Here is a 15525-nt window from a genome sequence, read left to right as displayed (position 1 = left end):
CTATCATTATAATTAAAAAATTATGATATTTTAAATTTAATTTTTCAAAAATATCACTTATCACAATTAAAATATGGCACTTATAAAAGAACTTTTAGGTAAGGTACCCCAAATTGGTGAAAGTACCTTTTTAGCTGAAACAGCGACAATTATTGGAGATGTGACTATGGGCAAAGAATGCAGTGTGTGGTATAATGCGGTGATTAGAGGAGATGTTCATTACATTAAAATGGGAGATAAAGTAAATGTTCAGGATAACGCCATGTTACACTGTACTTATCAGAAACACCCCTTAAATATTGGGAATAATGTTTCTATTGGTCATAATGCAATTGTTCACGGATGTACTATTCAAGACAATGTTTTGATTGGGATGGGTGCTATTGTGATGGATGATTGTCTTGTAGAAGAAAACTCTATTGTAGGGGCAGGTTCTGTAGTTACTCAAGGGACCCATATAAAATCCGGAGAAGTATGGGGGGGAGTTCCTGCAAGAAAAATTAAAGATATTTCTGCTCAATTACTGGAAGGAGAAGTCAACAGGATTGCCAATAATTATGTGAAATATTCTTCTTGGTATAAAGAGAATGTGAAAGAGGTGGAAGGGTAATCATGTAATATATCTATAAATGGGCTTGTAAGCTCATTGAAAAAGCTCTATTTTTTACAATAGAGCTTTTTGATTTATGAAGTAATAAGTTCTGCTTTACCATTTTTGCATTTAATTGAGGTGGGAGGCATTACCATTATACAATCAGATACAATATCATATTTGTCATTAAACGTTTTTATTTTTTCTGTATAATCATTAATTTTAGGTAAGATAGTAGCTTCCTTATCTTTTGGATATGCTATATATAATTGAGGGCCACCACAGGATTTTGCTCCCATGGGGGCAAATGTCCATTGAGTAGCATTAGTACATTTTTCTTTTGAAATTTCTCCTTCAATGGATGCTTTAAGTTTATCTAGTTGAGCTTCATCGTATTTTTTACTGCTCTCATCAATGGGTCTTTCTGAAATATCTTGTGGAAGATTCGTATTGGCTATTTTTTGTGTGTTACATGAAGAGAAAGAAATTAAGGAGAATGTTAAAATTGCAATATGTTTTAATGAACTTTTCATAGATATTCTATTTCTGATCAATAATTTTTTTAAACTGATGCTAAGATAAAAAAAACAAATTCATTTCCGTAATTTTGACGACGATGAACAACCATTTTTTTGATTTAATAGAGCATACTAACAGAAGTGTTTTTCTTACAGGAAAAGCAGGAACAGGAAAAACTACTTTTCTAAATGATTTTGTAAAACGAACAAGAAAAAAACATATTGTAGTAGCTCCTACTGGAATTGCTGCAATGAATGCCGGTGGTGTTACCATTCACTCCATGTTTGGATTGCCCTTAAGAACGTTTTTGCCTACAACAGAAAGAATTGATACCACTTTAGCCAATAATATTGCAGATTTAATGCCTCATTTTAAGTATCGAAAAGATAAACTTAAACTCTTACGAGAGGTTGAGATTATTATCATTGATGAGGTTTCGATGTTGAGGGCAGATGTATTGGATATGATGGATTTTTCTTTGAGGTTTATCAGGAGAAATGCTCAACGTTTTGGAGGGGTTCAGATGTTGTTTATCGGAGATTTATACCAGCTTCCTCCTGTGGTAAGAGATGAACATATCTTAAAAATGTTCTATCCTTCACCTTTCTTTTTTGATAGTCTTGCTATTAAAGAAATTCCTTTGATTACCATTGAGTTAACAAAAGTGTATCGACAATCTGATGAGGAGTTTTTAGATATTTTAAATGCGATTCGGGATGGCGATATTGCTAACATTGATTTTGATTATCTTAATGAAAGATATGATCCGAATTTTGAAATGGGGAAGGAGTCTTATGTATATTTATGTTCCCATAACAAAATGGCGGATGAAATCAATCAAAAAGAATTGACTGAAATAAAAGTTGATCCTACAATATATGAAGCCAAACTTTTTGGAGAATTTAAAGAAAATCAGTTTCCCAATGAACAATTTTTAGAATTAAAGATTGGAGCGCAAATCATGTTTATTCGAAATGATATTTCCGGTGAAAAGAAATATTTCAATGGAAAATTGGGAGAAATTTCAGGTTTAGAGGAAAACGAAATTAAAGTTATTTTAGAGGGTGGTGAAAGAGAAATTACAGTAAAACGTGAAGTTTGGGAACAGAAAAAATATTTTTTAGATCATGATAAAAATATTAAAGAGGAAGTTTTGGGAAGCTTTGAACAGTTTCCTATCAAACTAGCTTGGGCGGTTACTATCCATAAAAGTCAGGGATTAACATTTGATAAAGTAATCATTGATGCAGGAAAAAGTTTTACTGCGGGACAAGTATATGTAGCATTATCACGTTGCAGAACATTGGAAGGAATTGTTTTAAAATCTAAAATTACTCCTGAAGTTATTTTTAAAGATAATAGAATTTTAAATTTTCATACAGATACCGTTGCCAATGATCATGTGGAGTCCATTTTGAGTCAAGAAAAATATGATTATAGTATCAGAAAAGTTCTTCGTACCGTTGATTGTCTATGGTTTTTAAAGGAATTAGAAGATTGGAATAAACTCTCTCTTACTGCAAAAAGTATAGATCATGTGAAAACTAATCAGCTATACCTTCAATTGAAACATGATATCATTAATTTAGGTAAAATTTTCGAAAAATTAGAAAGAGTAATTTCTCAAAAGGTAAATAATTTTATAGATAATAAGGAAGAATGGTCAGAAATTGAGAGCAAGGTAAAAGGAGCTGTTAATTTCTTTTTTACTGAAATTAAAGATAAAGTTTTCAATCCCTTAAAAGAGTTGTATGCTGAAGTTAAAGGGGCAAAGGGACTAAAACAATATAACGAGGAATTTCGAATTTGGCTAGAAGATATTGAAGAGTATTTGAATAGTTTAAAAGAAATCCATTTGTTGGAAACGAAACTTTTGGAAGAGAAAAATAATAAGGAAATTAGCATGAAGGTGGCAAAAGTTCCGTCTCAAGTTCTCACTTTTCAATTATTTGAGCAAGGAAAAACTATTGCCGAAATAGCATTGGAAAGGGGATTGGTAAAGGAAACGGTGATTGGTCATTTGGCAAAATTTGCTGAACAAGGTTTATTGGATATTTCAAGAGTGATTACTTCAGATAAGATTAAGGCTTTTGAAAATGAGTTTAATAAAAATGTTCATGAAACTTTAACGAAATGGAAAAATTCATTACCAAGTAATTTTGAATTTAACGAAATAAGGATACTCTTGAATCATTATAATTATCAGAAGGAAAAAGAAAAATAATTGTTTTTGCTATTGAATTTATTTTTATTTGATTTTCATCATTAGTTATAGCAGCATGGCTTAGAAGTATTAAATGCTCAAATAGTACGTTTCTACAAAAAATATAAATATTATTTGCCATTTTTTAATAGTTTTTTTCTCAATACATCAATCAGCCTTATCAATTACCAAAAGTAACTAATGCAATTTATATGTTTTACATTTGTTTGATTTTTCAGTCTTACTATATAAAATCATAAAATCAAAAAAAGGTTCTATATCACCTTTAAATAAATACTACGATATGAAAAACTTTGAAATATCGGTTCTTGATCTTGCTCCTGTTAAGCATGGGAAAAGTATTCATAATACCTTTCAGGATAGTTTATCTTTGGCCAATCATGTAGAAAATTTGGATTATAAAAGATTTTGGCTTGCAGAACATCATAATATGGAAAGCATTGCTAGCTCTGCAACTTCAGTTCTTATTGGTTTTATTGCCCATGGAACAAAAAAAATCAGAGTAGGATCGGGCGGTATTATGTTACCCAATCATAGCTCATTAGTCATTGCAGAACAATTTGGAACATTAGAATCCCTTTTTCCTGGAAGAATTGATCTTGGTTTGGGAAGAGCTCCGGGAACGGACGGCTTAACAGCTCAAGCGTTAGGAAGAAATCCTGCGACCATTAATGAACAATTTCCCCGACAGATAAGTGAATTACAAAAATATTTTTCCCAAGAAAATGCGAAGGCTTTAGTTCGTGCTATTCCTGGTGAAGGGTTGGACATTCCTTTATATATTTTAGGTTCTAGTACGGATAGTGCATTTTTGGCTTCAGAATTAGGACTTCCGTATGCTTTTGCCGGACATTTCGCTCCTGAACAAATGGAAATGGCTTTCAACATTTATCGCGAACATTTTAAACCTTCTGAGCAATTGGAGAATCCTTATATTATAGCCTGTGTAAATGGGGTAGCAGCCCAAACTAGTGAGGAAGCTCAAAAAATGGCGACTACTTTATTTCAGGCATTTATCAATATTATCAGGAATGATAGAAAGCCCTTTGCTCCTCCTGTTGATGATATGGATGAGATTTGGTCTCCCATGGAAAAGTCAATGGTTTTGCAAAAATTGAGATATACTTTTATAGGAAATCAAACCGAAATTGAAGATCAATTAAAAAATTTTCAAGAAAAATTTGATGTGGATGAACTAATGATTAATTCTCATATTTACGATCATCAGAAAAGATTAGAGTCTTATGAAATTTTCAGAAAAGCAAAAGACTGTATATCCTAAGATTAACAAACTCTATACATTAATTGGAAGATGCATTTTTTTATGAGTATCTTTGCGCAAATTTAAAGTAAAAATGTCTGAGATTAAATTAAATACTATTCCTGAGGCTATTGAAGACCTTAAAAATGGTAAAATAATCATAGTGGTAGATGATGAAGATAGAGAAAATGAAGGAGATTTTCTTTGTGCAGCTGAGCTTACAACACCTGAAATGATTAATTTTATGGCTGTTCACGGAAGAGGACTTATTTGTGTTCCTCTCCCTGAAAAAAGATGTGATGAATTGGGTCTAGATATCATGGTAAGTCGTAGTAGTGATCCAAAAGAAACAGCATTTACCGTATCTGTTGATCTTCTTGGAAATGGCACTTCTACTGGAATTTCTGCTGGAGACAGAGCAAAAACTATTTTGGCTTTAATGGCTGAAACCTCTAAGCCTACAGATTTTATGAGACCGGGACATATTTTCCCACTTCGCGCCAAAAAAGGAGGTGTTTTAAAAAGAGCAGGGCACACGGAAGCAGCTATTGATTTAACTCATTTGGCCGGATTGAAAGAAGGAGGGGTAATTTGTGAGATCATGAATGAAGATGGTACAATGTCTCGTCTACCGGAATTACACAAATTTGCCCAGAAACACGATATTAAAATTGTTTCTATTGAAGATTTGATCCATTATCAGCTTAAAAAAGGAAATCTTGTGGAAAGGCTGGAAGAAAGAAAAGTGAAAACCGCCTATGGTGATTTTGATTTTTGTGCCTTTAGAGAAACGTCAACCGATCAAATTCATTTTGCATTGACAAAAGGAACTTGGACTGTGGATGAACCTGTTTTAGTAAGAGTTCAGTCATCTGATTCTTATTTTGATGTATTATCTAGATTGAATAATGGGGAAAAGCCATTATTAGAAAGGGTGACAAATATGGTTAATGAGGCTGGAAAAGGAGCTATTATTTTCATCAATAATGTATCAAACTCTGAAAATACCCTAAGAAAATTACAACAATTTTTAAATTATCAAGATGGTCAGGAGATACATCCTACTTTAGCCTTTAATTACAGAGATTATGGTATTGGTACACAAATCTTAAAAAATTTAGGAATTAATAAATTTAAAGTTATTACACAGAATCCAAATATCAAACCTCATGTAGGAGGATATGATGTGGAAGTAACGGAAATGGTACAATTATAAAAGAAAAAATGATTTATCGTAAATCATTTTTATCTACCTTATATAAATACAAATGGCTTGAGTACTCAAGCCATTTGGATTTCTTCAAAATTTCTGAAACCGTTCAAAAAATCTTTGATATCCATTCTTTTTTTTCCTTCTAATTGCAGCTCTAATGGATAATAAATTCCATCCGCTGTATAGATCTTAAATGTATTTTTTGAAATATCTAAACTTCCAATGGGTTTGCCATGAGGCTGAATCTCAAATTTTCCGGTAAATATTTTTAATCCTTTTTCCTCACTACCAATTTTTAGGGTAGTAAAAGCTGTGGGATAGGGTGACATTCCCAAAATAAATTGATGAACTTCTTTTGAACTTTTGGACCACTCGATTTTTGTATTTTCTTTGAAAATTTTATAGGCATTTTTGGGGTGTTTAACTTCGGGTTGAGGCTTTTCCTCGATAGAACTCTCAGAGAGCCCATCAAGTGTTTTAACAACCAGATTAGCACCCATATTCATTAATCTATCATGAAGGCTTCCTGCATTTTCGTTGGGTAAAATATCCATTTCTTCCTGCAATAAAATATTTCCTTCATCAATTTTTTCATTAATAAAGAATGTCGTGGCTCCTGTTTTTGCTTCTCCATTAATTACAGCGTAGTTAATTGGTGCTGCTCCTCTATAATCAGGAAGAAGAGATGCATGGAGATTAAATGTACCTTTTGAAGGTATTTCAAAAAGAATTTTTGGCATCATTCTGAATGCTACCACTACAAATACATCTGCATTCAGTTTTCTTAATTCTTCTAAAAATTCTGGATTTCTGAGTTTCTCAGGTTGAAAAACAGGAATATTATGATCTACAGCAAAAATTTTTACTGGTGATTGATTGATTTTTTGACCTCTTCCGCTTGCTTTATCCGCAACAGTTACAACAGCCACCACTTCATGGTTTGAATTATGAATTGCCTCTAGAGAAGTTTTCGCAAACTCCGGAGTACCTAAAAAAACGACTTTCAATGATTTCATTTTACAAAGATAAACTTTGTAGATTTAAAAATTTGGTGATGATTATATTAAAGATGAGTATTTGTTATCATCTTAGGTACTCCGTACAATAATTATGCAAGAGCATATGTCCTAAAATTTAACATTTTTATTTTTCCTGAGTCTAATAAGAAGATAAGATGTTCCAATATATTTTCTTTGGAATAATAGTTGAGTTGAATAGAAAGCTCTTCAATTGTAGAGGGTTTTGTAGTCAATAAATTAATGATTTGTGTAGATATATTTTTACCAAATATGGATTGTTTACTCTTTTCACAAACAGAACATTTTCCGCAGTTTTTGGATTTTTTCTCTCCAAAATATGATAAAATAAGCTTCATTTTACAATATTGAGTATTTTCAATATAGAATTTCATTTCTTCCCATTTTTGGATCTTATTTTTTTGAATGTGTTCAAAAAGTTTCCAATAAAAACCATGAAGTGCTCTTTCATCTCTTGGTTTTAAAAACTTCACACTCGATAAACTTCCATCTATATATTCTATATAATTTTTTTCTTGTAAATCTTTTAATCTCTCTTTTATTAAATGAGGACTTGCGCCAATTTTCTTACTTACCTGAAGTTCACTAAACATTGTTTTATGGGTAGTGATACCGGATAAAGTACGGAGTAAAAGTTCAATAAAGTAAGCATCTTTTTTAGGCAATTGATGAATATCTTCTGCCTCCATAAGTAATTGTAAAGAAGATAAACTTTTGTTATTATTTAAATATATAATTTCCTGATTGTGAAGGAAATTTAATGTGTTTTGAATTTTAGAGATAGATAGGTTTGTAAATTTTTTTATTCCGTTAATATTGAATTGAAAAACTTTTTCTGGCAATTCATATTCAGCAACTTGAAAAATAGAGTAGAGATAGGTAATGATTTTTATAAACTCTGCTTTATTAGGAATTTGATTTTTTAAAATCTGATCAAAGTTGGCCATTTCTTGTTTATCCCATAAAAGAAATGCGAAACTTTTTTGACCATCTCTTCCAGATCTTCCAATTTCCTGATAATAATTTTCAATAGAAGGTGAGGGCGAATAATGAATGACAAAGCGCACATTATCTTTGTCGATTCCCATTCCAAATGCATTGGTAGAAATGAGAACGTGACTATTACTCTGACTCCAAATATGTTGTTTGGCATTTTTTTCTTTAGTGGTAAGACCTGCATGAAAAAAGTCAACATTTTTTAATTGGTTTTTGTGTAAAAATTCGGTTAATAATTCAGCTTCTTTTCTGGTTCTTACATATACAATTCCCGATTCATTTGCCCATTTTAAAATATCAAAAATACGCTGAAATTTATCTGAAACTTCTTCAGTGAAGATTCTAATATTATCTCTTTTAAAGCTCTTTTGAAATGTTGTAGGGTTTTTGAGCTCTAGCTTATTTTTGATTTCTTCTAAAACTTTTGGAGTAGCAGTTGCTGTCAAAGCAAGACAGGGAACTTTAGGGTTATTTTTTCTAAAATTTTTAATGTTTTGATAACTAGGTCTAAAATCCTGTCCCCATTCTGAAATACAATGAGCCTCATCCACAGCAATAAAAGAGAGTTGAATTTCCTCTATATTTTGTAGAAAATGTTTATTGGTTAATCTTTCAGGCGAGACATAAAGTAATTTGGTGAGCCCTTCCTTACATCTCCCATAAATGGTTTCCGCATCATACTCGTCAAGTTCAGAGGATAAATATTCAGCTTCAATTCCTCTGTATTTCAATTGACTGACTTGGTCTTTCATGAGAGCCAATAGAGGTGATATAACGAGACACGTACCTTCTTTAAGAAGCGAAGGAAGTTGATAGCAAAGTGATTTTCCTGCTCCGGTAGGTAATAAAACCAAAGTATCATTTTCATTAAGAATAGAGTCTATTATTTCTTCTTGCGAGTCTCTGAATTGGTTATAGCCCCAAAAATACTTTAGGGTTTCATATTTTAGTTTTTGATAATCTTGCTGGGAAATCATGGAGTAAAAATAGTGAAAGTAAATAAAAAAAGCCACGCTGTAGCGTGACTTTAATATAATTGAGTATTGTAACTATATTACTTAGCTTCAAAATAAACTCTTCTGTTTGCTCTATTTTTCCATTCAGGACATTTAGTAGCAGGCTCACACTCAGGGTATTTAAGATCTTTTTCACCTTTACCTATTGAGTTAAGTTTTCCAGATTGAACTCCATTTTTAAGTAAATAACTTTTAACGTTATTAGCTCTTCTTTCAGATAATTTTTGATTGTAAGCATCAGTACCTCTTGTATCTGTTGCTCCAATTACATTATAAGCTCCGTTTGAAGAATTAATATAATTAACGGCATTATTTAGTATAGGAGTGTTTGAAGGTAATATTCTATCTGAATTTAAATCGAATTCAATACCTTCTAAGGTTCTTGTTTCTTCTGTTACTGGTCCGGTAGTGGCTACAGGGCAGCCATTATTTTCCACTGGTCCAGGAACGGTAACACACTTATCATAAAGGTCGATAACACCATCAAGATCAGTATCAAGAGCAACACCGGCACCGTCAACTCTAGCACCAGCAGGTGTATCAAGTTGTCTGTCCCAATCGTCGCAAACACCGTCATTATCAGCATCTCCTTTTTTACAAACTTCAATGTCCTGGTTTTTATTAGCCAATACATCTAGTTTATAATAGATTTCCTGTAATGGGTCATGCCACATTAGATGAGATTCGTGTTTTCCTAGTTTTAAAGATACCCCTAAAGTTGCGTTGAAGAAGTTGTCAGAAACTTGTTCTTCACGTTGATTAATAGCACTGTAGTTTGGTCCTCCACCATCAAACTCATCATCTCCAGTTACTACATACATTAATCTACCTTCGATATCTATTCTTCTATTAACTTTAAATTTAAGACCAGCTCCTGCTTGAGCAAACATAGAACCTAATTGGAATGGCTTTATTTCTGTCATCAGAGTTTGCGCTCCAGTTGGCCCTTTTTGATAAGCTCTATAAGCGATAGTACCTAGACCCGCATATCCGTGTAATGCCCATCTGTAAGGAGAATGATTATCAACTCTTCTTAGTAAGTTAGAAAAGTTAATATCTCCTAATATAGAGATTGCGTCATACTGAGTTCTTGCAGCAACTTGCTGATATGGCATATTAGCGGGAACTGCATCCTTAGTATTAAACCATCCTTGTCTTGTTTCACCTCTGTCATATTGTAGACTTAATCCAAAAGCATGAGTAATTGCTTTATCAATACTGAAGTATGCCGAATAACCAAATAGGTTTTTACCATTACCATTTTTTATTGACGTTAAATCAGCTGATTGCATTAAAGGTGTTCCTACACCTGCAGAGATAGACCAATCATTGAATCTTCTAGATTGGGAAGTGAATGGGGAAACATTAGCAGAACCAGAAGAGAATGTATTTGGATACTCTCCAGTTGAGGAAACTGCTATTGAGTCTTGCGCACAGAGAGCCGTAGGTAAAGCTAAAGCTAGTGCAGCAATTGTTAAACTTAATTTCATAGTGTATATTTTAATTAGTTAAATTATGATGAAGTGAGATATTCTATTTAGATTAACAAAATGTGGTATCATACAAAATCATATTTTTACCACTCGATATATCAAATCTCAGTCCAATTTAATATTATATACAAAATTAGTTAATAAAAATATAAAACCGAAAATAATTTCGGTTTTATAAAATTATAACAAAATTATTTTTTGTTGTTTTTACTTGATTTTGTTTTCTTTTTCCCAGCTTTTGCTTTGGTAACAGGAGTGTCTGTGTAATCTTTCTTTTCCATAGCGCTCCATTCCGAAGCATTCTCAATATATCTTACAGTCACTTTTCTGTCGGCCATTCTTTCAGCATCAGAAGCCGTTGCAGGAATTCTAGCTTCAGCAGAACCAACTCCTTTTGATTTAAGTGAGTTTGCTGTAACTCCTCTAGCTTCAAGAGCATTCACTACTGCCGCAGCTCTCTCTCTAGATAATTTTAAGTTATATGCAGCATTTCCTTTAATATCTGTATGACCAGTTAATAGGTATGTACCTCCACTTTGCTTAATCACGTCAGCAGCCATATCTAATTTTGGATTAGATTCAGGTCTTATTGTTGCTTTATTGAAATTAAAATATACATCTTTTAATTCTTTTTCAACATCTTTTGCTACTTCGTTATTGTCTTTTTTAGCATATGGACAACCATTGTTTTCCACTGGTCCAGGAACGGTAACACACTTATCGTAAAGATCGATAACACCATCAAGATCAGTATCAAGAGCAACACCAGCACCGTCAACTCTAGCACCAGCAGGTGTATCAAGTTGTCTGTCCCAATCATCGCAAACACCGTCATTATCAGCATCTCCTTTTTTACAAACTTCAATGTCTTGTTTTTTATTAGCCAATACATCTAGTTTATAATAGATTTCCTGTAATGGGTCATGCCACATTAAGTTAGATTCGTGTTTTCCTAGCTTCCAAGTAAGACCTAAAGTTGCGTTAAAGAAGTTATCAGAAACTTGTTCTTCACGTTGATTGATAGCACTGTAGTTTGGTCCTCCACCATCAAATTCATCATCTCCAGTTACTACATACATTAATCTACCTTCAACATCGATTCTTTTGTTAACTTTAAATTTAAGACCAGCACCTGCTTGAGCAAACATAGATCCTAATTGGAATGGCTTTATTTCTGTCATTAAAGCTTGTACTCCGTTTGGCCCTTTTTGGTAAGCTCTATAAGCGATAGTACCTAGACCCGCATATCCATGTAACGCCCATCTATAAGGAGAATGATTATCAACTCTTCTTAGTAAGTTAGAAAAGTTAATATCTCCTAATATAGAGATTGCATCGTATTGAGTTCTTGCAGCAACTTGCTGATAAGGAATGTTTGCAGGAACCGGATCTTTAGTATTAAACCATCCTTGTCTTGTTTCACCTCTATCGTATTGTAATTTTAGTCCAAATGCATGAGTAATTGCTTTATCAATACTGAAGTAAACGGAATAACCAAATAGGTTTTTACCATTACCATTTTTTATTGATGTTAAATCAGCTGATTGCATTAAAGGCGTACCAGCTCCGGCTGATATAGACCAGTCATTAAATCTTCTAGATTGTGACGTAAATGGGGAAACATTAGCAGAACCTGAAGAGAATGTATTTGGATACTCTCCTGTTGAAGAAACGGCTATTGAATCTTGTGCATAGCTTAAAGTAGGCATAGCTAAAGCAAATGCAACAATTGCTAAATTTAATTTCATAGTGTTTTATGTATTGTTAATTAATTGATTTTTATTTTCCAATAGGGCAGCCATTATTATCTGGCGGTCCAGGCACAGTTACACATTTATCATAAAGATCAATTACACCATCAAGATCCATGTCTAACGCTACACCAGCTCCATCAACTCGTGCTCCTGCAGGAGTATTAAGCTCTCTATCCCAATCATCACAAACTCCATCATTATCGTTATCTCCTTTTTCACATACTACAAGATCTGCAGAAGCATTTTCAAGAACACTTGTTTTATAATAAGCTTCTTGTAAAGGATCATGCCATGCGAGATGTGATAGATGTTTTCCTAGTTTGAATGATACTCCCAAATTAACAGTCCACATGTTATCCGATCTTCTTTTGTTTAACATGTTATAGTGTGGGGTTGTTGAAGTTGGGTCATAATCATTAGGGCCGGCAAATCCACCACCATCAAATTCATCATCTCCACTAATGACATACATTGTTCTTGCTTCAACATCAATAAGTCTCGAAACCTTATATTTAAGACCGATACCCATTTGATAATAGACTGAATTAATATCAAGCTTTTGATCAATGAATAGAGGAGATCTTGCGGGAACTGTACTCCATCTGTTTTGATCATTGTCATGTAAAGAAGTATTGAAATTCATCAAACCTATTCCAGCATATCCATGAAGCGCCCACCTGTATGGTGAATGGTTATCAACTCTTCTTAATATGTTAGAAAAGTTAATATCTCCCATTAAAGCAACCTGATTATACTTCGTAGTAGCAGTAGCAACTCCTGCAGCAATACCTGCTGCACCTTCTAGCTGACCTTTTTGCTTTGTTTCTCCTCTTTGATAGATGAGACTTAATCCAAAGATGTGGTTAATTTGTTTATCCACGCTGACATACGCGTTGTACCCCCAGTTGATTTTTTTATCGTAGATCGATTTTAAATCGGAGTGAACCATAAGGGCTGAACCACCACCGATTGAAACAGACCAGTCGTTAAATCTTCTGGTTGAGTTGTTGAAAGCTTGGACATTGGCTGAACCTGAGGTAAAAGTATTCGGATATTCTTTTGAGGAATTAACAGAAATACTATCCTGTGCATAAGTAGCAATAGGTAAAGCAGCTAATAATAATAAACCTAGTTTCATACAATATGTTTTTTGTTTTATTTTTAAATAAAATCCTTTAATAATAGCCTTGAAAAGTCCCTTTCAAAAAGATGTTTTTTATGAGGGATTTCCAATCTTTCTGAGAGAAATAATAATTCATTATACTTAACGATATCAATATCTATAATCCTGTCATGATAACCATCATATATTTTTGAATCATTAACTCTTCCCATCTCAATTTCAATTTTTTTAACAAAATTTAACAACTGAATTGGAGAAAGATTAGTTGATATTATTGTTGCAATATTACAAAAAATATTGGAACTGGCAAATTCTACAGGTTTTGTTATCAAAAATTCACTGATTTTTAATATTTGATTGCCATTCTCTTTAATTTTTTCAAGAGCATGCTCTAAATTTTTTTTTTTATTTCCAAGGTTACTTCCTAGTAACAAAACTACTGTATGTTGCGACATATTGGAAAAAATGATTGATTTATGAAAAGTTTTTTTAAAAATGTATTAGCAAATATAGTAGCAATTGCCATAATTTGTGTTTTATTTTTCTTCTTTTTTGTTATAGTGCTCATATTTGGTTCTATGAGTGGTGACAAATCAGTTGTTGTGAAGAAAAATTCAGTATTGACAATTAATTTGAAAACAAATATAATTGATAGCCCTACAGAAGAACATACTGATGTATTTAATATCAATAGTCAGAATAAAAATGTGCTAATTTATGAGGCCCTTGAAGCAATAAATAAAGCAAAGAATGATGATAATATAAAAGGAATTAGTATTGAAGCTGATGAGCTCAATGCAGGATTAACGCAAATTGATGACCTTCGAAATGCAATAGATGATTTTAAGAAAAGTGGAAAGTTTGTATATACTTATGGAAATAACGTGTCTCAAGCAGCCTATTATTTAGGGTCAGTTGCGGATAAATATTATCTTAATCCGGCAGGAATGATTGAATTAAAAGGAATGGCTACGGAAGTAACATTTTTTAAAGATTTTGCTGATAAATTTGGAATTGGAATAGAAGTTATTCGTCATGGTAAGTTTAAATCTGCTGTAGAGCCTTTTTTGAGAAATGATATTTCTCCTGAAAATAAAGAACAACTTGGTACACTTTTGAATGATATCTGGAAAAATGCTTCATCGAGAATGGCTTCTTCCCGAAAAATAGATTCAACTCAATTTAAAACGGTTGTTGATAGTTTGTATGGAATGATTCCAGATCTGAGTTTACAGTATAAATTAGCAGATAAATTAATTCAGAAAACGGAATATGATGAATTAATAAAATCAAAATTAAATTTAAAAGAGAAAGAAAAACTCAATAAAATTTCTTTGGGAAAATATATTGCTTCTTATTCAAGCGAAGATAAGTCCGGGGATAAAGTGGCTATATTGTATGCCTCCGGAGCAATCTACAATGGAGATCAGTATAATGATATTTTCTCTGAAAAATATATTAAATACATCAAAGAATTACAAGAAAATGATAAGGTAAAGGCAGTCGTATTTAGAATTAACTCTCCTGGGGGAAGTGCTAATGCATCTGATGAAATTCTATTTGAACTCCAACAGTTGAAAAAGAAAAAACCTCTTATTGTTTCTTTTGGAGATTATGCTGCTTCAGGGGGATATTATATCGCTATGGCAGCTGATAAAATCTATTCAGAGCCTAATACTCTTACTGGATCTATTGGTGTTTTTGGGGTAATTCCTTATTTTAAAGAGATAGCTAATAAAAATGGAATACGTTCCGATATTGTGGCTACGAACGCGAACTCTCAATACTATTCTTCCTTGAATGGAGTTTCTCCTTATGGTGTTAATATGATTACAAAAGGGGTAGAAGGTACCTATAAGAGATTTGTTCATTTTGTAACGCAAAATAGAAAACAGAGTTTTGAGCAAATAGATAATATTGGAGGAGGTAGAGTTTGGAGTGGAACAAGGGCTAAGCAGATTGGTTTGGTAGATGAGCTAGGCACTTTAAATGATGCTGTTAAATATGCAGCTCAAAAAGCGGGCTTGAAATCTTATAATGTAGAATCATATCCCAAAAAGATGTCCCCATTTGAGCAAATTTTTAAAGATTTGAATGAAGACGATATTTCAGCAAGAATGATCAAAAATAAGATAGGAAAATCTAATTATGAAATTTTGGAAAAGTTTACTAATGAGAAGCTGCAATCAGAAATAAAAATGGAAATGCCATATCAACTTAAAATAAACTAAATTATATATTTTACATTAAAAATCCCTGATTGAATTTCAATCAGGGATTTTGCTTTTTTATTATTT

At 32.6% G+C, this 15525-nt stretch carries 12 protein-coding genes; 5 read left to right on the top strand and 7 right to left on the bottom strand.

All coding sequences use genetic code 11. The features are described 5' to 3' along the window. Window positions 1-73: 73 nt before the first annotated feature. Window positions 74-610 carry a gamma carbonic anhydrase family protein gene (locus CHRY9293_RS06140; RefSeq protein ID WP_162032143.1) on the top strand — a complete coding sequence of 179 codons (537 nt, stop codon included), beginning with the start codon at window positions 74-76 and terminating at the stop codon, window positions 608-610. 74 nt (window positions 611-684) lie between these two features. On the opposite strand, the gene CHRY9293_RS06135 is transcribed toward CHRY9293_RS06140, so the two are convergent. Then, on the bottom strand, window positions 685-1125 hold the full coding sequence (locus CHRY9293_RS06135; RefSeq protein ID WP_162032142.1) for a hypothetical protein: 441 nt from the start codon (window positions 1123-1125) through the stop codon (window positions 685-687). 83 nt (window positions 1126-1208) lie between these two features. On the opposite strand from CHRY9293_RS06135, the gene CHRY9293_RS06130 reads away from it, so the two are divergent. The 3 genes from CHRY9293_RS06130 to ribB all read left to right on the top strand — a co-directional run bounded on the left by CHRY9293_RS06130 (window position 1209) and on the right by ribB (window position 5812). Further along, on the top strand, window positions 1209-3335 hold the full coding sequence (locus CHRY9293_RS06130; protein WP_162032140.1) for a helix-turn-helix domain-containing protein: 2127 nt from the start codon (window positions 1209-1211) through the stop codon (window positions 3333-3335). Window positions 3336-3618: 283 nt separating this feature from the next. Further along, the gene (locus tag CHRY9293_RS06125; RefSeq protein WP_162032138.1) at window positions 3619-4617 is read left to right on the top strand and encodes an LLM class flavin-dependent oxidoreductase; all 999 of its coding nucleotides are present in this window, start codon (window positions 3619-3621) and stop codon (window positions 4615-4617) included. Between the two features lie 73 nt (window positions 4618-4690). After that, entirely contained in the window at window positions 4691-5812 is a 1122-nt protein-coding gene (ribB, locus tag CHRY9293_RS06120) for a 3,4-dihydroxy-2-butanone-4-phosphate synthase (protein ID WP_162032137.1), read from the top strand. Window positions 5813-5877: 65 nt separating this feature from the next. On the opposite strand, the gene fmt is transcribed toward ribB, so the two are convergent. The 6 genes from fmt to folK all read right to left on the bottom strand — a co-directional run bounded on the left by fmt (window position 5878) and on the right by folK (window position 13683). Beyond that, a complete protein-coding gene (fmt, locus tag CHRY9293_RS06115; RefSeq protein ID WP_162032135.1) occupies window positions 5878-6825 on the bottom strand; it encodes a methionyl-tRNA formyltransferase in 948 nt (315 codons plus the stop codon). A gap of 92 nt (window positions 6826-6917) precedes the next feature. After that, entirely contained in the window at window positions 6918-8819 is a 1902-nt protein-coding gene (locus CHRY9293_RS06110; protein ID WP_162032133.1) for a RecQ family ATP-dependent DNA helicase, read from the bottom strand. A 77-nt stretch (window positions 8820-8896) separates the two neighbouring features. Beyond that, window positions 8897-10348, bottom strand: coding sequence for an OmpA family protein (locus tag CHRY9293_RS06105; protein WP_122637302.1), 1452 nt, complete (start codon window positions 10346-10348; stop codon window positions 8897-8899). A 194-nt stretch (window positions 10349-10542) separates the two neighbouring features. Beyond that, a complete protein-coding gene (locus CHRY9293_RS06100; RefSeq protein ID WP_122548314.1) occupies window positions 10543-12099 on the bottom strand; it encodes an OmpA family protein in 1557 nt (518 codons plus the stop codon). A gap of 31 nt (window positions 12100-12130) precedes the next feature. Next, entirely contained in the window at window positions 12131-13243 is a 1113-nt protein-coding gene (locus CHRY9293_RS06095; protein ID WP_162032131.1) for an outer membrane beta-barrel protein, read from the bottom strand. Between the two features lie 23 nt (window positions 13244-13266). Continuing rightward, complete coding sequence (gene folK / locus CHRY9293_RS06090) at window positions 13267-13683, bottom strand: 2-amino-4-hydroxy-6-hydroxymethyldihydropteridine diphosphokinase (protein WP_162032129.1); 417 nt, start codon at window positions 13681-13683, stop codon at window positions 13267-13269. A 21-nt stretch (window positions 13684-13704) separates the two neighbouring features. Here folK and sppA point away from each other — a divergent pair, with 21 nt between their 5' ends. After that, window positions 13705-15459, top strand: coding sequence for a signal peptide peptidase SppA (gene sppA / locus CHRY9293_RS06085; RefSeq protein WP_162032127.1), 1755 nt, complete (start codon window positions 13705-13707; stop codon window positions 15457-15459). The last annotated feature ends 66 nt before the right edge of the window (window positions 15460-15525 follow it).

Source organism: Chryseobacterium potabilaquae (assembly GCF_902728265.1).
Lineage (GTDB): Bacteria > Bacteroidota > Bacteroidia > Flavobacteriales > Weeksellaceae > Chryseobacterium > Chryseobacterium potabilaquae.
Note: the sequence above shows the minus strand (reverse complement) of the source record. Positions and strands in the feature narration are given on the sequence as shown.

Bases quoted from the DNA above. Each gene is read 5' to 3' on its own strand.
- fmt (WP_162032135.1), bottom strand. From the start codon at position 6,825: ATGAAATCATTGAAAGTCGTTTTTTTAGGTACTCCGGAGTTTGCGAAA.
- CHRY9293_RS06110 (WP_162032133.1), bottom strand. From the start codon at position 8,819: ATGATTTCCCAGCAAGATTATCAAAAACTAAAATATGAAACCCTAAAG.
- CHRY9293_RS06095 (WP_162032131.1), bottom strand. From the start codon at position 13,243: ATGAAACTAGGTTTATTATTATTAGCTGCTTTACCTATTGCTACTTAT.
- CHRY9293_RS06125 (WP_162032138.1), top strand. From the start codon at position 3,619: ATGAAAAACTTTGAAATATCGGTTCTTGATCTTGCTCCTGTTAAGCAT.
- folK (WP_162032129.1), bottom strand. From the start codon at position 13,683: ATGTCGCAACATACAGTAGTTTTGTTACTAGGAAGTAACCTTGGAAAT.
- CHRY9293_RS06135 (WP_162032142.1), bottom strand. From the start codon at position 1,125: ATGAAAAGTTCATTAAAACATATTGCAATTTTAACATTCTCCTTAATT.
- ribB (WP_162032137.1), top strand. From the start codon at position 4,691: ATGTCTGAGATTAAATTAAATACTATTCCTGAGGCTATTGAAGACCTT.
- CHRY9293_RS06130 (WP_162032140.1), top strand. From the start codon at position 1,209: ATGAACAACCATTTTTTTGATTTAATAGAGCATACTAACAGAAGTGTT.
- CHRY9293_RS06100 (WP_122548314.1), bottom strand. From the start codon at position 12,099: ATGAAATTAAATTTAGCAATTGTTGCATTTGCTTTAGCTATGCCTACT.
- CHRY9293_RS06140 (WP_162032143.1), top strand. From the start codon at position 74: ATGGCACTTATAAAAGAACTTTTAGGTAAGGTACCCCAAATTGGTGAA.
- CHRY9293_RS06105 (WP_122637302.1), bottom strand. From the start codon at position 10,348: ATGAAATTAAGTTTAACAATTGCTGCACTAGCTTTAGCTTTACCTACG.
- sppA (WP_162032127.1), top strand. From the start codon at position 13,705: ATGAAAAGTTTTTTTAAAAATGTATTAGCAAATATAGTAGCAATTGCC.